Here is a 22836-nt window from a genome sequence, read left to right as displayed (position 1 = left end):
ATTTAATAAGGAATATGAAAAATTTAAACTTTCGTGATACAGTGCAGAGCAAGAAAGAAGGCTTTTCGCAGGTTTCCTCCACAGACTTTCGCAAAGTCTTGGTGAAGGCCTGTAGGCTGCCTTTAGGGACGTTATCGCAAGCGTTCTTCTTGCGATAGGTAGGACCGTTAGTCTACAGGACTGAACCTAGAGTTTGCCAAGGCGAGGACCCAGAAACCGGAGAAAAGCCTTCTTTCTTGCGGCCGCGTAGGCACCACTTCTTTTTCTTGACTTTTAAATTCCTAGGAGCACCCCGACAAACTGAAATTTAGCCTACTCAGATTAGAGGAGCGTCTTTATTTATTAGTAAATCAAAAAACTAAAATAAGTGTCAGTAAACTAGACTCAGTTTACTGACACTTATTTTAGTTTGAGGTTAGGGCATTTTGTATTTCTATGAAAATGTCTTCTACATGTTCAAGTTGAGTTGCTTTATAAGCACTACTGCCACAGAAGAGTAGAGCATTTTCAAGGTTACCCTCGGCAGCATTGATAAGTGCTTTTGAAATGCAGTAAGGGATATCTGTTACATTGCATTTTTGAATGCATTGATAAAAACAAGCTTTATTGCCAGGTGGAGTTTGAATAAAGGGATTGGCAATGGCACGACCAGGCATGCCGACTGGGCTTTTGACAATTAGGATATCTTCTTCTTGAGCGTTTATATAAGCTTCTTTATAAGCAAGGGGAGCATCGCATTCGTAAGTTGTGACGAAGCGTGTAGCCATTTGGACACCATCAGCACCAGAAGCAAGAGCTTTTGCGATATCATTTCCTGTATAAATGCCACCTGCTGCAATAATGGGAATTGCTTTATCATATTTTTGTTCATACTCTTTAGTGATGTTTTTCACTTCTTTTACAATGGTAAGAACATCTTTATTTTCATTTAATTCATCTAGAGTAAACCCTAAGTGTCCGCCTGCTAGGGGACCCTCTACAATGAGAGCATCTGGGGCATAGTGATGTTTCCTATCCCACATTCTGCAAATAACATGGGCTGCCTTAGCAGAAGAAACGATGGGGATAGCCTTAGTTGAACTACCTTTTACAAAGACTGGTAGATCAAGAGGAAGTCCAGCCCCTGAAATAATAAGATCCACTTTAGAGCGGACAGCTTGTTTAGCCATGGCTTCGTAATTTTTCATAGCAACCATAAGATTGACACCTATAATACCTTTTGGTGCGATACGGCGTGCTTTAGTAATTTCAGCATCTAAAGCTATAAGGTTAGCTTGGAGGGGGTTTTTGATGAAGTTAGGGTCACGAAAACCCACTTGTACACCAGAAATAACACCTATCCCACCACATTTAGCTACATGACCTGCTAAAGAATGAAGAGAAATACCTATTCCCATACCACCTTGAAGGACAGGATAGAGCGGTTTTAAATGACCTATACAAAGTGTTTTTAAAATATTCATAAGAAGTTTACCTCATTAAAATTAATTTTATTTTGAGAACCAAAGTAAAAACTTTGATAGTCAAAGTATATGCGTCTCTAGCCAAGATGTCAAGTCATCTTCATGACGAAAACCTGCTTGACAAGATAGAAAACAGCTTATATACTTTGATTATTAAATACTTTGAAGTTCAAATTATTTTAAAAACAAAATAGCTTAGAGGAGGAAAGCGTGTTGTCAAACTCCATGGCGGTCGTTAGTGACCTCCTTATAAATGTATTTAATAGTATATTAGCTATTGAAAAGCAAACCCTAGAAAGGGGAGCTTTAAAAGAAGTAACATTAAGTGAGCTGCATACTATAGAGGCAATTGGTCTTTCATTTAAAAGGATGACAGAAGTAGCCAGCCTTTTAAATATAAATGTTAGTACGTTGACTGTAAGTATTAATAAATTAGTTAAGAAAGGGTATGTAGAAAGAAAGTATTCTGAAGAAGATAGGCGTGTTGTTTTGGTTGGTTTAACACATAAAGGGATGCTGGCTTACCGTATTCATGAAAGCTTCCATGCAGTTATGGTAAAGGTTATGATTAAAGGACTGAAAGAAGAAGAATGTAAAGAGCTTATTGACTCGCTAAAAAGGTTAAACACATTTTTTAAAGACGAGTATGGTCTTAATAGGTAGTAGAGGAGGGATGAGAAAAATGGATGGAGTAAAAATAATAGGAGTAGGTAAAGCAGTACCTAAGAAAACCTTAACCAATGAGGAAATAGCCACTTTTGTAGAAACCTCCAACCAGTGGATAAAAGAACGAACCGGGATAGAGGAAAGGCGTATTGCTATAGAAGAAACGACTACAAGTTTAGCTGTATCTGCAGCAAAAGAAGCTATAGATGAAGCTAAAATAGAAGCAGAAACCATTGAACTTGTAATTGTAGCTACAGCCAGTCCAGATAGTGTGATGCCGAATACGGCATGTCTGGTAGCAGATGCACTTGGTATAAAAAATGCTACTTGTTTTGATTTATCAGCAGCGTGTAGTGGTTTTCTTTACGCTTCTGAGGTTGCTTGTAGTATGATGCGAGTAGGCAGATACAAGAGGGCTCTAGTCATAGGGGCTGAAACTCTTAGTAAAGTAGTAGATTGGGAAGACCGAGGAACGTGTATACTTTTTGCGGATGGAGCAGGAGCTACTCTTTATGAGGGGACAAATGAAAATAAGGTACTTGCTTTTAAAACGCAAAGTGATGGAAGTGGAGCAAAGTATCTAGAACTTTCAGCTTCATATAAAGCGAATCGCTTTCATCAAGAAGAACCACAACATCCTTTTATTGTGATGAATGGGCAGGAGGTTTATAAGTTTGCGGTAACAAAAGTACCTCAAAATATTAAAGCCTTATTAGAGGAAACACCTTATGATGTACAGGACATTGATTGGTTTATTTTGCATCAAGCCAATGAACGTATTATTACAAGTGTAGCTAAGAAATTAGGGGTAGCTGAAGAAAAATTCTTTAAGAATATCCAGCACTATGGCAATACATCAGCTGCTAGTATCCCTATTGCTCTTAAAGAAGCACAGAATAAGCTGAAAAAAGGCGATAAAGTCCTTTTGGCAGGCTTTGGTGCAGGACTTACTTGGGGCAGTATGCTTTTCATAGTAAGTTAAAACAACTTGCTTTATTAGTAGAATTAAGCATCCAAAAGCATAAGCTTTTTAGGATAGATAAAAACAATTTATTAGGAGGAAGTAAAAATGATATTAGAAAAATTACAACAAATCGTAGCAGACAAATTAGGAGTAGATACAAGTGAAGTAGTATTAACAGCAAGTTTTCGTGATGATTTAGGAGCGGACTCTTTAGACCTTTTTGAAATTGTAATGGGTCTTGAAGAAGAATTTGGTATCGCTATTTCAAATGAAGATGTAGAAGGAATTCAAACAGTAGAAGACGCTGTAAATTATATTACTGCAAGACAATAAGGAGTCAAGAAAGGAATTTAATTATGAATAGTATAGTAGATATGCTAGGCATTAAATATCCAATCTTTCAAGGTGGAATGGCGTGGATTGCAACCCACACCATCGCTGCGGCAGTTTCAAATGCAGGAGGCTTAGGCATTATTGCCGCAGGGAATGCTCCTTGTGACCTAGTAAGAGAGGAAATTAGAGCTTGCAAAAAATTAACAGATAAACCCTTTGGTGTGAATGTCATGCTTCTTAGTCCTTATGCTGATGAAGTGGCTACCATGATTGCCGAAGAAGGCATAGCAGTTGTTACAACAGGAGCTGGTAACCCAGGTAAATATATGGAGCTTTGGAAGTCAAAGGGCATTAAGGTAATACCAGTTGTACCATCTGTGGCACTTGCTAAAAGGATGGAAAAAGCAGGAGCAGATGCACTTATTGCCGAGGGGATGGAATCAGGAGGTCATATAGGTGAACTTACAACCATGGCACTGGTACCACAAATCGTAGATGCGGTAAACATTCCTGTTATTGCAGCAGGTGGAATTGGTGATGGAAGAGGTTTTGCAGCAGTGCTGATGTTAGGTGCTCAGGGCATACAGCTAGGAACACGTTTTTTAGTGGCTAAAGAGTGTAGTGTACATGAAGCTTATAAAGCGCGTATTATCAAAGCAACAGATATTGAAACAGTAGTAACTGGAAGAACGACAGGACATCCTGTACGTTGTCTTAGAAATCAGCTTACACGCCAATTTACAAAGTTAGAGCAATCAGGTGCGCCAGTAGCCGAATTAGAAGCCTTAGGTGCTGGTGGCCTTAGAAGGGCTGCACTTGAAGGGGATGTATTAGGTGGGACCGTCATGTCGGGACAAATTGCCGGACTTATTAAAAAGGAACAAACAGCAAGTGAAATCATTGAAGAACTTGTCACAGAAATGAAAGCAATTATTACAAATCAACAAGTGAATATATAAAAACAATCGCAATTATAAATGATTATTTAAGTAAGAAAACAGAACTTATAACATAAAAGTATACACACAATATATTTTTCAATCGTAGGGGTGGATTCCATATCCACCCGCTATGCTAAAAAAGTATAAAAGGTTTAAAATAAACCAGTAGTTAGAGAAAGAAGGAGTGGTAAAGATGAAGTGTGCATTATTATTCCCAGGGCAAGGTGCTCAATATGTAGGGATGGGTAGAGAAGTTTATGAAAAGCTAAGTGAAAGTAGAGTATTATTTGATAAAGCCAGTGAACTTCTCGATTGGGATATAAAAGAAGTTTGTTTTGAAGATAAAGAAGGTAAATTAAATCAAACACGTTATACCCAAGCGGCACTCTTTACCACTAACTGTGCCATTTATGAAGCACTTAAGACCAAAGGCATACAAATAGATGCCATGTTAGGTTTTAGCTTAGGCGAGTATAGTGCGCTTATGGCAAGTGGCATAGTAGACTTTGAAGAAGGCTTAAAATTAGTAGAGAAGAGAGCGTGCTACATGGAAGAATGCAGCCAGAGACATCCTGGTGGTATGGTAGCCGTAATCGGACTTTCCATAGATCAAATAGAAGAAGTATGTACAAAAGTAAATAGTCAGTGTCAACTGGTTCAAGTCGCTAATGACAACTGTGAAGGTCAGGTTACCTTATCAGGAACTAAAGAGGCGTTAAACCTAGCTACCGAAGAGCTTAAATTAAAAGGTGCTAAGCGTATTGTCCCTTTACAAGTAAGTGGTGCTTTTCATAGTGCCTTAATGGAAGAGGCAGCTACAAAGCTTCAAGGCGAACTGGGTACCATCACTTTTAAAGAAGCGGAGTACCCAGTTGTAAGCAATGTAACAGCAACCTTTATGAACAGTAGAGAAGCTAGAGAAAATATTCCTCTTCAAATTGTAAAAGGTGTACGCTTTAGAGAGAGTATCCTTTATCTCATTAAGGAAGGGTACGATACCTTCATTGAAGTAGGACCTAAAAAAACATTGACAAATTTAGTGAAAAAAATAAATAGGGATGTAACAGTCCTTCAAGTAGAGGATGAAAAAAGCTTGCAAGAAGCTATTAAAGCCTTAGGAGGTGGAACATGTTAAAGGATAAAGTTGCCCTTATCACTGGAAGTGTAAGAGGAATAGGAAAAGAAATTGCTAAGTTATTTGCTAGAAATGGTGCAAAGGTTGTGATTAACTATTCTTCACCTAATAGGCAAGAAGAAGCAAATAAGGTAGTAGCTGAGATAGAAGAAGAAGGCGGGATTGCCTATGCCCTTTGCGGGAATGTAGCGAGTTCTGAAGAAGCAGAAAAGCTTGTAAAAGAAACAGTAAGTTATTTTGGTAAGTTAGATATATTAGTAAATAATGCAGGTATTACAAAGGATATGCTTCTTCTTCGTATGAGTGAAGAAGAATTTGACAAGGTCATTGAAGTGAACTTAAAAGGGGTTTTTAACTGCACCAAGCCAGCTGTGCGCGCCATGCTTAGGACGGGAGGAAGTATTATTAATATGACTTCCGTTGTAGGGGTTATGGGAAACAAAGGGCAATGCAATTATGCTGCTTCTAAGGCTGGAATTATTGGCTTTACAAAATCAGTAGCAAAAGAGATGGCAACTAAAAATATTCGTGTTAATGCTATTGCTCCAGGTTTTATTGCTACAGATATGTCTGATCAGCTTCCAGAGAGTGTAAAGGAAAAGGTATTAGAAAATATTCCTATGCAACACTTTGGGGAGGCAAAGGATGTAGCCAATGTAGCACTATTTCTAGGAAGTGAACTTTCAAGCTATATCACAGGAGAAGTCATAAAAGTAGATGGCGGTATGGTGATGTAAATCCATCATAGAGAAGGAGAATAAGATGAGTCAAAGAGTTGTTATTACAGGAATGGGGGTCGTATCCCCTATAGGAAACAAGGTAGAAACTTACTGGGAAAGCTTAAAACAAGGTGTATGTGGTATTAAACCTCTTTCACCTCAAAATAAATTAGAAGATTTAAACATTCATGTAGCAGGTGAAGTAACAGACTTTGATGCCAGTTGTTACTTAGATAAAAAAGAACAACGTCGTCTTGCCCGCTTTTCTCAATTTGCCATTTACGCAAGTAAAGAAGCTCTTGCTCATGCGGAGATAGATATGGAGAAAGAAGATGCAACGCGCGTAGGTGTCATTATAGGAAGTGGTATTGGTGCTCTATCTATTATAGAGGAAGAAGCAGCAAAACTAAGAGAAAAAGGGCCTAAACGTGTATCCCCTCTTTTTGTACCTATGACTATTGTGAATATGGCAGCAGGAAACGTGTCTATTTATACAGGAGCTAAGGGGATTTGCAGCACCGTTGTCACAGCATGTGCTTCAGGGACACACTCTATTGGAGAAGCCTTTAGAGCTATTCAAAAGGGTGTAAATGATGTGATTTTAGCAGGGGGAGCAGAAGCGTGTATTACACCACTTGGTATTGCCGGTTTTAATGCACTTACTGCCCTTAGTACTTCTGAAAATCCAGACAGAGCATCCATTCCTTTTGATAAAGAAAGAAATGGGTTTGTTATGGGAGAAGGTGCAGGAGTGGTAGTGCTTGAATCCTTAGAACATGCACAAAAAAGAGGTGCCAAAATCCTAGCTGAAGTTGTAGGTTATGGTGCAACAGGTGATGCCTACCATATTACAGCCCCAGCAAGTGATGGGGATGGGGCAAGAAGAGCTATGGAAGAAGCAATTAAAGATGCAGGTATTACACCAGCAGACATTGACTATATTAATGCACATGGTACAAGTACACCTATTAATGATAAAGTAGAGACACTTGCTATTAAGTCTGTATTTGGAGAAGAGACGAAGGTAGCCATTAGTTCGACCAAATCTATGACAGGACACCTTTTAGGTGCAGCAGGTGGTATTGAGGCTATTGCGATCGTAAAAGCAGTAGAAGAAGATTTTATGCCTCCAACAATTGGCTATGAGGTAGCAGACGAAGAATGTCATTTAGACTATATTCCTAATAAAGGAAGAAGTAGTAAAGTACGTTATGCTATGAGTAACTCTTTAGGATTTGGTGGACATAATGGGACCATAATTGTGAAAAAGTGGGAGGAATAGACATGGAAGTAAAGGTTATAAAAGATTTGGTAAAAGAATTTACAGTAGCAGGACTTACTAAAATGTCTCTTAAATGTGAAGACTTTGAATTAGTTCTAGAAAAACAAGAGGCCAAAGAAGTTTATATGCCTGCACCTATGCCAGAGGCTAGTATAAAAATAAATACGATATCAGCTTCCTCAGAAAATAAGAGTGAAAGTAACAAGCAAGTGGCAGAAGAAAAAAAGACACTCAATTCACCAATGGTAGGTACTTTCTATGCAGCAAGCTCACCACAAGCTGAGCCATTTGTAAAAGTAGGAACGAAGGTAAAGAAGGGCCAGGTTATTTGTATTATTGAAGCGATGAAACTCATGAATGAAGTAGAAGCAGAGATGGACGGAGAAGTGATTGAAGTCTTAGCTTACAATGAACAAATGGTGGAATTTGGTCAACCCCTCTTCGTAATCAAATAAATCCCGTAGGGGTGGATTCCATATCCACCCGTTGTTTAATGGATTCCATATCCACCCGATATTTTAATGGATTCCATATCCACCCGATATTTTAATGGATTCCATATCCACCTATAATTTTAATCGTAGAGATCAAAATCATAAAGTATGTCATTTAGGATATGAAATAGGAGAATATGAAATAGGACGATAAGGAAGGGGACGATATGGAATCGTCCCGTACAGAAAGAAGGAGAGCTCGTTTTCTTTTTGAAGGGAGAAAGGGCTAGGTGATAACTTGTTATAAAAAGGAGTGAAACTATGTTAAATGCCAAGGAGATTATGGAGATTATCCCCCATCGTTACCCTTTTTTACTTGTAGATAAAGCTGAATTAATGGAGGATGGAAAAGGAGCTATTGGTTATAAAAACGTTACTATTAATGAACCTTTCTTCCAAGGTCATTTTCCAGGAGAGCCTGTTATGCCAGGTGTACTTATTATAGAAGCCTTAGCACAGGTAGGTGCCATTGCCCTTCTATCACAAGAAGAGCATAAAGGGAAAATTGCTTATTTTGGTGGTATTAAGGAAGCTAAATTTAGAAATAAAGTGTTACCAGGCGATACACTTAAGCTTGAATGTACAATTATTAAGCAAAGAGGCCCTATAGGCGTAGGCAAGGCCATTGCAACTGTAGAGGGTAAAAAGGTTTGTGAAGCAGAGTTGATGTTTGCTATCGGAGATTAAGGAGGTGAAAGTAGTGATTCAAAAAGTACTTGTGGCTAATCGAGGTGAAATCGCTGTTCGTATTATACGTGCCTGCCAGGAGATGGGGATTGAAACGGTAGCTATTTATAGCACAGCAGATAAAGAAGCTCTTCATGTCAAATTAGCGGATGAAGCAGTTTGTATAGGAAGACCTCTTCCAAAAGAAAGCTATTTACACATTGAAAATATTATTAGTGCAGCAGTACTTACAGGTGCTGATGCCATTCACCCAGGTTTTGGATTTTTATCTGAAAACACTAAGTTTGCTGAAATTTGTGCAGGCTGTGGCATTAAATTTATTGGTCCTACAGCTGAGATGATTAGCCTAATGGGAGATAAAGCAAGAGCAAGAGAGAAAATGATAGCATCAGGTGTACCTGTAGTACCAGGTTCAGAAGGAAAGTTGACAGATAGTAAAGAAGCAGTCTATCTGGCTGATCAAATTGGCTATCCCGTAATCCTTAAAGCTTCAGCAGGTGGCGGTGGTAGAGGCATGCGTATTGTCTGGAAAGAAGAAGACCTAGAAAAGGCCTTTTTAGCAGCCAGTAGTGAAGCGGCAAATGCTTTTGGAGATGGAAGTATGTACCTTGAAAAATACATCGTAAAGCCAAGACATATTGAGTTTCAAATACTTGGTGATAGCTATGGACATGTGGTGCATTTAGGAGAAAGAGATTGTTCTATGCAACGACGCCACCAAAAGGTATTAGAAGAAGCACCCTCTGCCTTTTTAAGTGAATCTTTAAGAGAAGAGATGGGAAGGGTTGCAGTTATGGCGGCTCAGGCAGTTCACTATGAAAATGCAGGAACCATTGAATTCATTGTAGATGCAAAGGGGCATTACTACTTTATAGAAATGAATACACGTATTCAAGTAGAACATCCCGTTACAGAAATGATTACTGGTGTTGACCTTATAAAAGAACAAATACGTATTGCTAGTGGAGAAGCATTAAGCTTTAGGCAAGAGGATATTCGTTTTAAGGGGCATGCTTTAGAGTGCCGAATTAATGCAGAGAATCCACATAAACAATTTAGACCTTGCGCAGGAACCATTGAGAAGTTACATCTTCCAGGAGGAAGAGGGGTACGTGTTGAAACTGCTCTTTATGAAGGATATCAGATACCACCTACTTATGATTCGATGCTTGCTAAAATCATTACCTATGGAGAGACAAGAGAAGAAGCCATTGCTATAATGGAAAGAGCCTTGGGGGAAATTGTTATAGATGGTATTGATACAAACCTTTATTTTGAATATCAGCTTTTAGGTACTGAAGCTTTTAGAACAGGAAATTTTGATACGGGATATATAGAAGCGAATTTAGCAGCTATCTTGGAAGAGGGAGTTGGAAGTGTATGACAATGTTAAGTAAATTACTCCCTAAAAAGAAACGGTATGCTATAGTTGGAGAGAAAGCTAAAAAGGAAGTTACTGTACCTGATGGATTATATATTCAGTGTCCCAAGTGTAAGAAAAGCCTTTATAAGCAAGATTTACATGCATCACTTGGCGTGTGCCCAGGCTGCCAGTACTATTATCCACTTTCACCTAAAGGGCGACTTTCTATTTTAGTTGATAAAGGAAGCTTCAAAGAGATGGATGCAGATATGGCAAGTAGTAATCCATTAGATTTTCCAGACTATGATAAAAAGCTTTCTATAAGTCAAGAAAAGACGGAGCAAAATGAAGCTGTTTTAACTGGTGAGGCGCAAATTAAAGGTAAAAAATTAATAATAGGTATCATGGATTCCCGCTTTATGATGGGAAGTATGGGCTCTGTAGTAGGTGAAAAGCTTACTCGGGCTATAGAAAGAGCAACTGAGGAAAAATTGCCATTGGTTATTTTTAGTGCTTCAGGAGGGGCTAGGATGCAAGAAGGGATTTTTTCTCTTATGCAAATGGCTAAGACCAGTAGTGCCTTAGCAAAGCATGATGAAGCAGGGTTACTTTTTATAAGTGTTTTGACAGACCCAACAACAGGTGGAGTTACTGCTAGCTTTGCTATGTTAGGGGATATTATTTTAGCAGAGCCAGGAGCATTAGTAGGCTTTGCAGGGCCCAGAGTTATCGAACAAACTATCAAACAAAAATTACCTGAAGGTTTTCAAAGAGCAGAGTTTCTCTTAGAGCATGGTATGATAGATGCAGTAGTACCACGTGAGCAGCTAAGAGATATACTGGGTCAACTTCTAGAATTACACCAAAAGGAGGAGACAGATAATGAGTAAGCTTAGTGAACGTATTGAGGCGATTTACAAGGCCATTAATGAACTCAGCCTATTGGAACAAACCAAGGAAATAGCAGAAGAGATTAATCGTTTAAAGGTATTAGTTTATAGTTTAGAAAAGCAAGCAGCTGATGAATATGAACCATGGGATAAGATTGTTATTGCTAGAAAGGCAGAAAGACCTCGCAGTCAATTTTATATACAGGAAATCGTTACTGATTTTATGGAACTCCACGGAGATAGAGCCTTTAAAGATGATCAGGCTATTATCGGCGGGATAGGTAAAATAGGAAAGCATAAAGTAACAATTATTGCTCATAATAAAGGCACTCATGTGAAAGAAAATATTGAACGAAATTTTGGAATGCCCCACCCAGAAGGATATCGTAAGGCATTAAGGCTTATGAAGCAAGCTGAGAAGTTTGGTAGGCCTATTGTTTGTCTCATTGATACGCCAGGAGCCTATTGTGGCTTGGGAGCAGAAGAAAGAGGTCAAGGAGAAGCTATAGCTCGTAATCTCATGGAAATGGCTCGTCTTAAAGTGCCTATTATTTCAGGGATTATTGGCGAAGGAGGAAGTGGAGGTGCCTTAGCACTTGGTATCTCTGATCGCTTCTTTATGCAAGAGAATACTACTTACTCTATTCTTTCACCAGAAGGGTTTGCTAGTATTTTGTGGAAAGATAGTACAAGGGCTAAAGAGGCTGCAAGCTATATGAAGCTTACGGCAAAAGATCTTCTTGAACAGGGGATCATTGATAAGGTTTTAGAAGAACCTGTAGGTGGAGCACATAGGGACCCACATTTAGCAGCTCATTTGCTTAAAAGCTATCTCATTAGTGAGCTAGAGAGTTTAAAAACACTCTCGATAGAACACAATTTAGAAAAACGGTATAGTCGTTTTAGAACAATTGGAGAATTTATTTAAGTATCAAGTCTCAGCTATAGGAAAATAAGACTTTCTTGTAGGTGAGACTTTTTAGAATAAGATTGTGAAAAAATAATCTATTCATTAACTTTTAAATAAATTTAAAATTTAATCTATTATATAATGTATTGTATTCTTTCTAATAAATAGGTTTAATAGATATATACTTATTACATACTTGGAGGTAAAAATCATGATTAGGGGAATGAGAAATACCGAAGAAGAAGTACGTGCTATTATGTCTATTTGGGAGGAAGCCAATATGAAGGCACATTCCTTCATACCAAAGGTCTACTGGAAAAGAAACTATAGCTTAGTAAAGGAAACTTATTTACCACTTGCAGTCACTTATGTGTATGAAGAGGAAGGGAAAATCAAAGGCTTTGTGAGTATTTTAGCTAAAAAATATATTGGTGCATTATTTGTAGCAAACGAATGCCAAAATCAAGGCATTGGTAAAAAGCTACTAAACTATGTAGCTAAAGAACATGGGCCACTGACTTTGTCAGTTTTCAAGAAGAATGAAAGGGCTCTTAAATTTTATCTTAATAATGGGTGTCAGTTAGGTGAGTTAGACATTAATGAAGATACCTTAGAAGAAGAGTATACTTTATATCTATCATAAAGGATAATAATTTTTTAAACGTACGAAATAGGAACTAAAAAACCCAAGGTCTATAAGTGACCTTGGGTTTTTCTATTAATGAATGTAAAGAGAGCTAACTAAAAGAGGCTCAATAACTTCTGTAGGAATTTCAAATTCTTGAATCCCCATAAAGCCAGGACTTACCTCATATTTATCAAAAGAGATAATAAGTTTACCTTCAGCTGTAATATAAAAGGGTTGATGCACATTAATACGGTCAAAGCCTTCGAGAGCACCTTCATCCCCTTCAATCCAGTAGACAAGATTTTCGTCTTGCTTCATACGCTCTTTCATTTGTGTTTTAATATTCTCAGAAATAATAGAGATATATTCTTCATCTATAAAGAGACTAGGAAGTGTAATCAGTATTTCATTTTTTTTGTCGATGGTATCATAGGTCATTGTTGTAGAAGAAGAACCAACTGTATTAACTACATAACGGGCAATAGAGAGGATATCTTCAGTATTTGTTTTTATTTCAAAGCCTGAATCAACACCTAAATGTCCAGGTGAGTCAAATTGCTCCATCTTAGCCACATCCTTTTCAAAGGCCTCATAGAGTTTTTTATTTTCCTCCAAGTATTTAGTGTTAAGAGATTTCTGTAATGCTTCATCCTCTAGACCTTCAATAACAGGTGCTTCTAAAGTAGCATTATAAGTGGATGCTTGGTATTCAAATTGCCTAAGATTTACAACCTTTACAAGGGAGCCTAGTAGAGGTAGGTCACTGATGGAACTGGCAAAAGTAGGACTTAGATTGACACTTCCTACAAAGCCCATAAGTCCAATAAAAGATGCGGCAATGGTATGTTTGGCGAATTTTTTCATATTCATATTCCTTTCTTTAAGGGGCTTAGTACGTTGAATAGCAGAATCAACTATAGCATTTAATTCTTCTGGGATTTCAATTTGATCGAGATAATCTGCAAAGGTTTCTGATAAGTCAGCTTGATTTTTTTGTTTAGACATAAGGTTCACTCTTTTAATCCTTTTCTAATAAAAGTTGTAATTTTCTTTGTGTGCGGTATAAGGTAGATTTCACCGTACTAAGATTTTGATGTAAGAGCTTTGCAATTTCACGAAGCTCTAAATCTTCTATGTAGCGAAGAAAAATAATTGTTTTTTCGTTATAGGACAAATGATTAAGCGCTTCTTCTAATAAAAGATTATAAGTAGGTTTTTCAGAATGTGAGGGCAATTTTTCTGGTGAAACTTCGTCAAGAGGAATAAAATGCTTTTGTTTTTTGAGAAAGGTTTTAGCTGTATTAATGAGAATACGGCAAAACCATGGGTGAAGCGCTTCTTTACTTTTTAAAGTATTTTGATAGTGAATAGCCTTAACGATACTATCTTGTACAATATCTAAGGCATCCTCCTTGTTTCTAGTATAACTATAAGCAAGGCGATAATGTAGTTCCTTGTGGGTAAGGATATAGTGAATAAGTTCTGTTTCCATGTTTTTTACCTTCTATACATATAGAAAAATTTTAGATCTATTTATTAGACTAATGAAGGAGAGGGAAAGTTTCAATACAAACTCACTTTATAAGATGAATAGGTAGGTAATGCTATTTTGTTTTAGGAGGAAATAACATCTTTTTCTTTAAGAGAAGTTATAAGTGAAATCATCTATTTGACAAGATGAATCACTTTATCTATAATAAAGGTATAGGTAGAATATCAAAAATAACGAGGTGTTTGATGAGCGCGGTAGTATCTAAATAGATAAATGAATACAGTAAATAGGATAAAAATGGAGGGGGACAGAGTCCCTTTATTTGAGTTATACCTATTTACCCATCTATAAAGATACGTCCTCTAATCCACTTTGTACCTAATAGGCTAGTCTATTAGGCATAAAATGTTAAATCATGCAGCGTGTAGGAAGTATAGGCTGCTTTTTTGTTGCCCAAAATAAGATGAAGGATAGTCTACCTCTTGGAGTCTGAGGGTTCTTTATAGACGTTTAGAAACAATAGTAAGGAAATAAAAACGTTAAGGAGACCAATCAAACTATGAATAATCACACCTTAGAAAAATTACAATATAATGAGCTTAAAGAAAGTATTAAAAGCTATTGTACCAGCAGTCTTGGTAAGAAGCTAATCGATAGGCTAAGTCCTGTTGGAAATAAAGGTATTGTTAAAAAACGTTTACAGGAAACAACTGAAGCAAAAGCATTACTTGCCTACTCAGGGAGTATTCCTCTTCAAGGGATTGTGCATATAGGAGGATTACTTGAGAAAATAGAAAAGGATATGATTTTAGATGCTGAAGAACTAAGTCATGTGGCTACCTTTCTTAGAGGATGTAAGAAAATTAAAACCTATATGAAGGATAAAGAGTTTTATGCTCCTACCCTTCAGAGTTATAGTTTAGGTATACAAGAGCTTCCTCATGTAGGGGAAGAAATTGAAAGGGCTATTCGTAATAATAAAGTAGATGATAGTGCCAGTAGTGAACTTAAAAAAATAAGAAGACATCTTCTACTTACAGAAGCAGAAGTAGAAGAAAAGCTTGATAAATTTTTAAAAAATCCTCATCATAAGTCTTATATTCAGGAATTTTTCATTTCAAGAAGGCAAGGAAGATTAACTATTCCTATTAAAGCGGCCTATAAAAATAAGATAGAAGGGACTGTGGTAGAGAGCTCTAATAAAACTGTTTTTATCGAACCACAAGTAGTCAGCAAATCAGCTGCATCACTTCTTACACTGAGAGTAGAAGAAGAAATAGAAATATACAAGGTGCTTAGTTATTTAACGGGTCTTATATATGATAATCTTATGGCACTAAAAAGCAATGTAGAAATCATGGGAGAGTACGATATGATTTTTGCTAAAGGCAAATATAGCCAGGCTATAGATGGTATCTCTCCAAAACTTAATGACTATGGGAAAATTCACTTGGTAGAGGGTAAACATCCTCTTTTACAAGGAAGAGTTATACCTCTTGATTTAGAAATAGGTACAGGTTTTAGAAGTCTTATTATTACAGGGCCTAATGCAGGAGGCAAAACATTAGTGCTTAAAACGATAGGACTAATGACACTAGCCATCCAATCAGGCTTTCATATAGCAGCAAAAGAGGGGACAGAATTTTCTGTTTTCGACAAAGTCTTTGTAGATATAGGAGATGATCAGAGCATTACTAATTCTCTTAGTACTTTTTCTTCTCATGTGAAGAATTTAGCTTCTATTATTAAGGAAACAGATAAACAAACTCTTTTGCTTTTTGATGAGATTGGAAGTGGTACAGAACCTAGCGAGGGAGCAGCCCTAGCCATTGCTATTTTAGAGGAGCTTTATCATAGGGGAGCTATCACCCTTGCTACTACTCACTATAATGAAATAAAAAACTTTTCTCAAGGACATCCCGATTTTGAGAATGCAGCCATGAAATTTAATCCAGAAACCCTCGAACCTCTTTATAAACTGATTATTGGAAAATCAGGGGAAAGTAATGCCTTATGGATCTCAAGGAAAATGGGAGTAGAAGATAAAATTTTGAAAAAGGCAAAGATGTATATGGAGACCAAGGATTATGGTAAAGAGTTAGTAGCTTTAGGACGTATTCGAACGAGGCAGGCTGAAATAGCAATAGAAGGTAGGGTAACTCCAGAAGATAAAAACTTCCAAAAGGGTGATAGAGTGTATCTTACAGAATATAAAGATTATGGTCTTATCTATATAGGGATAGATGAACATAACAATTGTCAAGTATTCTTTAAAGGAGAAATCATTGAGGTGCATCAAAGGCAGTTACGACTTAGTCTTAAAGCAAAAGATCTTTATCCTCCAGATTATGATTTAGATAGCCTCTTTATTAGCTTTCGTGAGAGAAAGTTAGAAAAGGATATTGCAAGAGGCTCTAAAAAAGTTTTGAAAAAAATTAGAAAGTATGGAAAGGTAGGGGACGATTCTATATTACCCTGAAATGTTTAAGGGTATGAGACAGGAGGTGGATATAGAATCCACCCCTACGATTATACGCATTTGAAGAGGAATAAGATGAAAACAAGAGTAGCATCGTATAGCTAAGTGAGAAAATGGACTATTGACATTTAAGAAGATTTATAAGACAATAAAAAAGTATGTTGTTAAGATGATTTATAATCTCAGTAAATAAAATAATAGAAAATAAAATAATAAATAATAAAAGGCAGATGGGCGGCTCCAACAACCCATTTGCTTTTTTATTGGATTTATTAAAGAAAAGGAGAATAGGGATGAAAAAGGTGTTTCAGGATCATGCGTTTTAAAAACGTTATGGCTATTAGCGGTACCTATTACTTTGCAAAGCTTTATTACTTCCTCTCTTAACTTAGTAGATAATATGATGGTAGGAAATTTAGGGGAGGCTTCTATTGCAGCAGTAGGTCTAGCTAATCAATATATATTTATTTTTACATTGTGTCTAATGGGAGTTAACGCAGGAGCCAGTGTTTTTATGTCTCAGCTCTGGGGGAAACAAGAGCTTAAAGGGATTAAGACCTTTTTAGGGGTTGACATGACTGTAGGTTTTATGGCCTCTTTGCTTTTTGGGATAGGTGCTTTTAGCTTTCCGGAAGTTATTATGGGGGTTCTATCAAAAGATAGAGAAGTTATTCGGCTAGGAGCAGATTACCTCCGTATTGTAGCGATGAGCTGCTTATTTATGAATTTTACACAAGGTTATTCCTCTGCTCTTAGGAGTACAGAGCAAACAAAAGTACCTATGTTTGCTAGTTTAATAGGGGTACTTGCTAATGCATTTTTAAACTGGGTATTTATTTTTGGAAATTTAGGAATGCCTAAAATGGGAGTAAAAGGTGCAGCGCTTGCGACTACTTTAGCACGTTTACTTGAAATGACCTTTATTATAAGTGTAGTGTACTTCAGCAAAAACAAAGTAGCAGCTCATATTAAGGAGCTGTTTAGTTTTAATATGGAATGCCTTAAAAAATACTTTATCACCTCTTGGTCTGTTATTGCTAATGAGCTTATTTTTTCTATAGGACTTACTTTTTACTCCATTGCTTATGCACGTATTGGTACCAATGCTGTAGCTACGATGCAGATAGCAACAACTCTTAATAATATGTTTATGATTTTCCTCATAGGGATTGCCACTGCAGCTGCTATTATGATAGGGAATAGCATTGGAGCAGGTAAAGAAGAAAGAGCAAGAACTTATTCTGTACATGTTGGTAAGCTGACACCACTTGTGGGAGTATTACTTGGCGTTTTCATCTGGTTTTTAGCACCTTTTATTGTAAGCTTTTTTAAGGTGCAACCAGAAACTTATAGGGATACTGTAAGTGTTCTAAGAATTATGGCTCTTTTCCTTCCTCTGCGTGCCTTTAATATGGTGATGATTGTGGGAGTCTTTAGAGGAGGTGGTGATACGCTTTATTCCATGCTTGTACAAGCAGGTACTATTTGGTTATATAGTGTACCACTCTCTTTTATAGGTGCATTGATATTAAAACTTCCTGTATATGGTGTTTTTTTCCTCATCTGTACAGAAGAAATTATTAAGATGCTATTTGAACTAAGTCGATTAAAATCAGGAAAGTGGCTAAAGAATTTAGTATAAGGAAACCTATTTAATAGTAAAAGGGCTATAAAGTGAGACTGGAAATTCTCACTTTATAGCCTTTTTATTTATCAACATCAAAAAGCCTATGCGTTATTTTTAAAATGAGTGTATTTCTATAATTTTAGACATAAAAAGAGCTAGTGACATAGAGAAAAATAGAATAAAACAATGATACTATTTTATTTGAAAAATTCATAAGCTATATGGATTAGAAATTAATTAAAAAATTTGCTAGTTATAATTTGGAATAACGCATTTCGTACAAAATTTATAAATGTTTATCGTATCAAAATTGCTATTTTCAACTAATTATTATAAAATATTAAGATAATAATTTTATAGAAAGAAGTGAGTGCGTGCAAAACTTAAGTGAAATATTTTTAGAAAGCATGCCTTATCCTTTATGGATTACAGATTTGGATTCTAATATATTATTTTTAAATAGTCCTTTTGAAGAGCTGTTTCATGTGAAATTTAATAGAGTAAAAGGAAGGAAAAGTAGCGAAATTTTTGGCCAGGAACAAGCAAGGCTCTATGAAGAACAAAAAATACAATGTATTCAGACGGGAAGGCTTTCGATTATAGAGGTACAAAATAATAGTGAGACAATAGGAGGATATATTTTTCCTTTAAAAGACAGGCTAGGTCAGATACAGGCTGTGGCAGGGATAGTAATGAATGTAAATGAAAGAAAAAGGCGAGAAGCTCAAATAGAACAGCAAAAAGATATACTACGAACCATTATTGATGCCATGCCACAGGCTATTTTTTATAAAGATGAAGAAAGTCGATTTAAAGGTTACAATAGAACTTTTGAACAGTTTTATAAAGAAAAAGGGATAACAGAAATACAAGGAAAAACAGACCTTGATATTTTAGAGGATAAAATACAAGCTAAAGTATTTATGGAGCAAGACCAAGAGATTCTACAAAGTAAGCAAACGAAGTGTTTTGAGTGTACAACTAAAAATGCCAAGGGCCAACTTCGCATAGAAGAAAATGTTAAAATTCCTGTCTTAAATAGCAAAGGTGAGGCCTATGGTATAGTCGGAGTATCACGTGATATTACCCAGCAAAAAACCCTTGAAGAAAAACTAAGATATTTAAGTGAAGTGGATATACTAACAGGACTTTACAATCGTCATAGTTTTGAGGAAAAAATAGAAGAACTTAATAAAGAAGAGTATATGCCTTTAGGAATTATAATGGGAGATGTAAATGGACTTAAGCTTGTAAATGATACCCTTGGTCATATGGAGGGAGATAAATTAATAAAAAGCATTTCAGAAGTGCTTTATAAAGTATGTGAAGGAAGAGGTTATGCTTTTAGATGGGGAGGAGATGAGTTTATTATCCTCTTACCGAATCATGATGAAAGTCAATGTGAGGAAATTATCAATACCATTTTAGAAGAGTGTAATCGTTATGAATATGAGTTTGTACAGCTTAGTGTGGCATTGGGGGAAAGTATAAAGCAAAAGGTAGATGAGGATATTTATACATGTATTAAAAAAGTTGAAGATAAGGTATATCGCCAAAAGCTTCTTGAGAAAAAAAGTATTCGTAGTTCAGTTATGTCTTCTTTACAAAAAAGTCTAGAAGAAAAAAACATGGAGACAGAGATCCATACAGAGCGAGTCACTGCTTATGCTCAAGCTATTGGTAAACTGCTAAATCTAAAAATTTCTGAGTTAGATGAACTGACGTTAGCAGCGCAGCTTCATGATATAGGTAAGATTGGTATCAGTGAAGAGATATTGTTAAAGGCAGAGCCGTTGACTGAAGAAGAGTTTAGAATTATGAAAACCCATGCAGAAAAAGGGTATCGTATCATCAATGCTTCCAGTGAACTTGTAAACGTAGCAACCTGTGTTCTTACACATCATGAAAGATGGGATGGTAAGGGGTATCCACTAGGGTTAAAAGGAGAAGAGATTCCACTACTAGCACGTATTATTCATATAGCTGATGCTTATGATACGATGATGCAAGAGCGAGTTTACAAAAAAGCAATGAGCAAGGAAAAAGCAAAAGAAGAACTTAAACGATGTGCAGAGACACAATTTGATCCTGGAATTGTAGGAAAATTTATAAATTATCTTGAAAATCAAGAATGAAAAAATATATAAAAAATCTTTTGTCTAAATAATTAGAAAAAACATCTGATAGATTTAAAAAAGAAAATAGAGTTATGTAAAATGAAAAATGGTAAGATTATTTCCTGGTATTTATTATAAATAATAAGGAAATAAGAACCATAGAAAGTTTTTACAAACTCTCTTTTTATTTATTTTTTTAAAATAAGGTTTACATATATCGACAAAAAATGTTATAGTAAATAAGAAAAAGAAATTTGAATATGAAAGATATTAAAATTATCAATCTATATTCTTGAAATTTGACACAATTTGACTGGAGATGAAGACATGAGAGAAATTTTACAAAAGATGATTTTACCAGAAGAAGTAAAAGCATTATTAAATTATAAAGAGAATTATATCATACCTACAAGTCGTGAACATTTATTTGAGTTAGCCATGGGGAAAGAAGGTCATACTACTTTTGAAGTGGCTTATGAAATAGAGGCAGGTAAAAGTATTACTGAGGCAGACGTTGTTAAATGTAAGAATGGTATCGCTGTTAACTATAGAGAGATGTATATGAGAAGAAGAGATCCAGATTGTGTCGTTATTGGAGATCAAGGTGAAACAGATAAGCCTACCTATGAAGCAAGATATGGCGAAAGCTTTGAAGGTATTAGAAAAGAAACCTTTGCTTGGTTAGCAAAGCAAGAGCTTATAGTTCTTCCTTTTATGGCTGGCGGAAATAAACTTGGCTATGAAGCATTAATGATTGGTCCTAAAAATGCAGCTTTTTTTGCAGCAGCTTTAGGGGACTTACAAGGTTTTGTAGCAGCTAAAGAAGTAAGGCAAGGCTTTACCCCACGAGCTATTGTTTATGTAGCACCGCCTTTTAGACACACGCATTTTAATGGCAAACAAGTCGTTGTTCATAACCGTTTAAAAGATGTGCATGAAGTTTTCTCTTACAATCTTTATCCAGGACCAAGTGCTAAAAAGGGGATTTATGGCGTACTTTTAAATATAGGGGAACAAGAAGGATGGGTAACACTTCATGCTTCAACTGTAAAAGTAATTACACCTTATGAAAATGTATTAACTATTATGCATGAAGGCGCCAGTGGTGGTGGAAAAAGTGAGATGGCAGAGCAAATGCATAAGGATAGTGAAGGACGTACTCTTTTAGGAAAAAATAAGATAACAGGAGATAAAACTTATATTAGTTTATCAGCAAGTTGTGAGCTTAAACCTGTTACAGATGATATGGCAATGTGTCGTCCAGATTTACAAGGTGAAAGTAATAAACTAGTGGTAGCAGATGGCGAAGAAGGGTGGTTTCTTCGTGTGAACCATATTAATGAATATGGGGTAGACCCACATTATGAAAAGCTGTGTACACATGCTAAAGAGCCGTTAATTTTCTTAAATATAGAGGCTATTCCCAATGCAACGTGCTTGATTTGGGAACATATTATGGATAAAGAGCTTGGAAAGCCTTGTCCAAATCCACGTGTGATTATGCCAAGACGTTTGGTTCCACAGATTGTGGATGAAGCGGTGGAAGTTGATATTCGTAGTTTTGGAGTACGTGCACCCCTTTGTACGAAAGAAGAGCCAACTTATGGGATTATGGGTCTTTTTCATATCCTGCCACCACCTCTTGCATGGCTTTGGCGTTTAGTAGCACCACGTGGTCATGCCAACCCTAGTATTTTGGATAGTGAAGGAATGAAGAGCGAGGGGGTAGGTTCTTATTGGCCTTTTGCAACAGGTAAGCGTGTAGATCAAGCCAATCTCCTACTTGAGCAAATGAAGGCTACACCAAGTACACGTTACATTCTCATTCCTAACCAACATATTGGAGCTTATGAAGTCGGTTTTATGTCCCAGTGGATTACAAGAGAATATTTAGCAAGACGTGGAAGTGTCAAATTTAATGAAAGCCAATTAGAAGAATCAAGGTGTCCTTTACTTGGTTACTCCTTAGAAAATCTTAAGGTAGACGGAACAGATTTACCTAAAGTATTTCTAAGAACACATCTTCAACCAGAAGTAGGTATAGAAGGCTATGATAAAGGTGCAAAAATCTTACAGGATTTCTTTAAGCAAGAATTAAAACAGTATTTAACACCAGAGCTTCATCCACTAGGTAGACAGATTATCGAATGTTGCCTAACAGATGGTGATTTACAAGCTTATAATGATTTATGGCCTATTCGTTTTTAATAGAATAAGCATGAAATAAATAAAAAAGGTAAATGCTAGAGTTATAAAGAAATAATAACTAAAGGAGCATTTTAGATGGAGCAAGATAAATTTAAAGAACTAAAAGATAAATATGCTGAGGGCTACCGTTGCATTTACCAAGATAAGAAAGAGGATGGTTTAACTTTAGAACTTAAAAATTTTACTTTAGAAAAGCTTTATACCATTCAAGTTAAAAACGATATGGAGATTGGAGAGATAGCAGATTTTCTTGACAAAATAAGTAAAGAGTCTCAAAAGTATGGTACGGATTGCTATGGTACAGAGAGAAATTTATAAAGCATATGGCTATATATTTTAAAATAAAAAAGAAGTTTGCAGGCATTTTTAGTTACAGCAGTAACCCTATTATATAGAGTTGCTGCTTTTTATTATTCTTAAGAAACCGTAAGAAATTCA

Annotated in this window: 21 protein-coding genes; 18 read left to right on the top strand and 3 right to left on the bottom strand. The window is 36.3% G+C overall.

From position 1 onward, the window contains the following. Positions 1–404 precede the first annotated feature (404 nt). The gene (locus CS063_RS11140) at positions 405–1463 is read right to left on the bottom strand and encodes an NAD(P)H-dependent flavin oxidoreductase (protein ID WP_099449770.1); all 1059 of its coding nucleotides are present in this window, start codon (positions 1461–1463) and stop codon (positions 405–407) included. A 213-nt stretch (positions 1464–1676) separates the two neighbouring features. Here CS063_RS11140 and CS063_RS11135 point away from each other — a divergent pair, with 213 nt between their 5' ends. From CS063_RS11135 to CS063_RS11075, 13 genes are all read left to right on the top strand, one after another. Further along, positions 1677–2126, top strand: a complete 450-nt coding sequence (locus CS063_RS11135; protein WP_099449769.1) for a MarR family winged helix-turn-helix transcriptional regulator — start codon at positions 1677–1679, stop codon at positions 2124–2126. 19 nt (positions 2127–2145) lie between these two features. Continuing rightward, a complete protein-coding gene (locus CS063_RS11130) occupies positions 2146–3111 on the top strand; it encodes a beta-ketoacyl-ACP synthase III (RefSeq protein WP_099449768.1) in 966 nt (321 codons plus the stop codon). A gap of 90 nt (positions 3112–3201) precedes the next feature. Continuing rightward, positions 3202–3426: an acyl carrier protein gene (locus tag CS063_RS11125; protein WP_456300488.1), complete on the top strand. Its 225-nt coding sequence runs from the start codon at positions 3202–3204 to the stop codon at positions 3424–3426. Positions 3427–3449: 23 nt separating this feature from the next. Next, positions 3450–4385: an enoyl-[acyl-carrier-protein] reductase FabK gene (fabK, locus tag CS063_RS11120; RefSeq protein WP_099449766.1), complete on the top strand. Its 936-nt coding sequence runs from the start codon at positions 3450–3452 to the stop codon at positions 4383–4385. Between the two features lie 175 nt (positions 4386–4560). Further along, positions 4561–5502 (top strand): ACP S-malonyltransferase, encoded by a 942-nt coding sequence (fabD, locus tag CS063_RS11115; RefSeq protein ID WP_099449765.1) that lies wholly within the window; start codon positions 4561–4563, stop codon positions 5500–5502. Continuing rightward, complete coding sequence (gene fabG / locus CS063_RS11110) at positions 5496–6239, top strand: 3-oxoacyl-[acyl-carrier-protein] reductase (RefSeq protein ID WP_099449764.1); 744 nt, start codon at positions 5496–5498, stop codon at positions 6237–6239. The genes fabD and fabG overlap by 7 nt, the downstream gene beginning before the upstream one ends. 25 nt (positions 6240–6264) lie before the next feature. Beyond that, a complete protein-coding gene (gene fabF, locus CS063_RS11105) occupies positions 6265–7503 on the top strand; it encodes a beta-ketoacyl-ACP synthase II (protein WP_099449763.1) in 1239 nt (412 codons plus the stop codon). Between the two features lie 2 nt (positions 7504–7505). Beyond that, on the top strand, positions 7506–7958 hold the full coding sequence (accB, locus tag CS063_RS11100; protein WP_099449762.1) for an acetyl-CoA carboxylase biotin carboxyl carrier protein: 453 nt from the start codon (positions 7506–7508) through the stop codon (positions 7956–7958). A gap of 300 nt (positions 7959–8258) precedes the next feature. Beyond that, a complete protein-coding gene (gene fabZ, locus CS063_RS11095) occupies positions 8259–8684 on the top strand; it encodes a 3-hydroxyacyl-ACP dehydratase FabZ (RefSeq protein ID WP_099449761.1) in 426 nt (141 codons plus the stop codon). Between the two features lie 13 nt (positions 8685–8697). Then, positions 8698–10068, top strand: coding sequence for an acetyl-CoA carboxylase biotin carboxylase subunit (locus CS063_RS11090; RefSeq protein ID WP_099449760.1), 1371 nt, complete (start codon positions 8698–8700; stop codon positions 10066–10068). After that, complete coding sequence (gene accD / locus CS063_RS11085; protein WP_330401008.1) at positions 10065–10937, top strand: acetyl-CoA carboxylase, carboxyltransferase subunit beta; 873 nt, start codon at positions 10065–10067, stop codon at positions 10935–10937. Before CS063_RS11090 ends, accD begins: the two co-directional genes overlap by 4 nt. Further along, positions 10930–11865 (top strand): acetyl-CoA carboxylase carboxyltransferase subunit alpha, encoded by a 936-nt coding sequence (locus CS063_RS11080; protein ID WP_099449759.1) that lies wholly within the window; start codon positions 10930–10932, stop codon positions 11863–11865. The genes accD and CS063_RS11080 overlap by 8 nt, the downstream gene beginning before the upstream one ends. A 193-nt stretch (positions 11866–12058) precedes the next feature. After that, positions 12059–12490, top strand: a complete 432-nt coding sequence (locus CS063_RS11075; RefSeq protein WP_099449758.1) for an N-acetyltransferase — start codon at positions 12059–12061, stop codon at positions 12488–12490. A gap of 75 nt (positions 12491–12565) precedes the next feature. Here CS063_RS11075 and CS063_RS11070 read toward each other — a convergent pair whose 3' ends face one another. Beyond that, the gene (locus tag CS063_RS11070) at positions 12566–13480 is read right to left on the bottom strand and encodes an RsiV family protein (RefSeq protein ID WP_099449757.1); all 915 of its coding nucleotides are present in this window, start codon (positions 13478–13480) and stop codon (positions 12566–12568) included. Between the two features lie 13 nt (positions 13481–13493). Further along, the gene (locus CS063_RS11065; RefSeq protein ID WP_099449756.1) at positions 13494–13967 is read right to left on the bottom strand and encodes an RNA polymerase sigma factor; all 474 of its coding nucleotides are present in this window, start codon (positions 13965–13967) and stop codon (positions 13494–13496) included. Positions 13968–14526: 559 nt separating this feature from the next. Here CS063_RS11065 and CS063_RS11060 point away from each other — a divergent pair. The 5 genes from CS063_RS11060 to CS063_RS11040 all read left to right on the top strand — a co-directional run bounded on the left by CS063_RS11060 (position 14527) and on the right by CS063_RS11040 (position 22716). Continuing rightward, a complete protein-coding gene (locus CS063_RS11060) occupies positions 14527–16446 on the top strand; it encodes an endonuclease MutS2 (RefSeq protein ID WP_099449755.1) in 1920 nt (639 codons plus the stop codon). A 400-nt stretch (positions 16447–16846) separates the two neighbouring features. After that, a complete protein-coding gene (locus CS063_RS11055) occupies positions 16847–18088 on the top strand; it encodes an MATE family efflux transporter (RefSeq protein WP_308415494.1) in 1242 nt (413 codons plus the stop codon). Positions 18089–18447: 359 nt separating this feature from the next. Then, positions 18448–20208, top strand: coding sequence for a sensor domain-containing diguanylate cyclase/phosphohydrolase (locus tag CS063_RS11050; protein ID WP_308415493.1), 1761 nt, complete (start codon positions 18448–18450; stop codon positions 20206–20208). A gap of 309 nt (positions 20209–20517) precedes the next feature. Then, entirely contained in the window at positions 20518–22398 is a 1881-nt protein-coding gene (locus tag CS063_RS11045; protein ID WP_099449753.1) for a DUF4914 family protein, read from the top strand. 75 nt (positions 22399–22473) lie between these two features. Continuing rightward, positions 22474–22716 (top strand): hypothetical protein, encoded by a 243-nt coding sequence (locus CS063_RS11040; protein ID WP_099449752.1) that lies wholly within the window; start codon positions 22474–22476, stop codon positions 22714–22716. Positions 22717–22836 lie beyond the last annotated feature (120 nt).

The organism is Sporanaerobium hydrogeniformans (genome assembly GCF_002735925.1).
GTDB lineage: Bacteria > Bacillota > Clostridia > Lachnospirales > Cellulosilyticaceae > Sporanaerobium > Sporanaerobium hydrogeniformans.
This window is presented reverse-complemented; position numbering and strand designations above follow the sequence as displayed.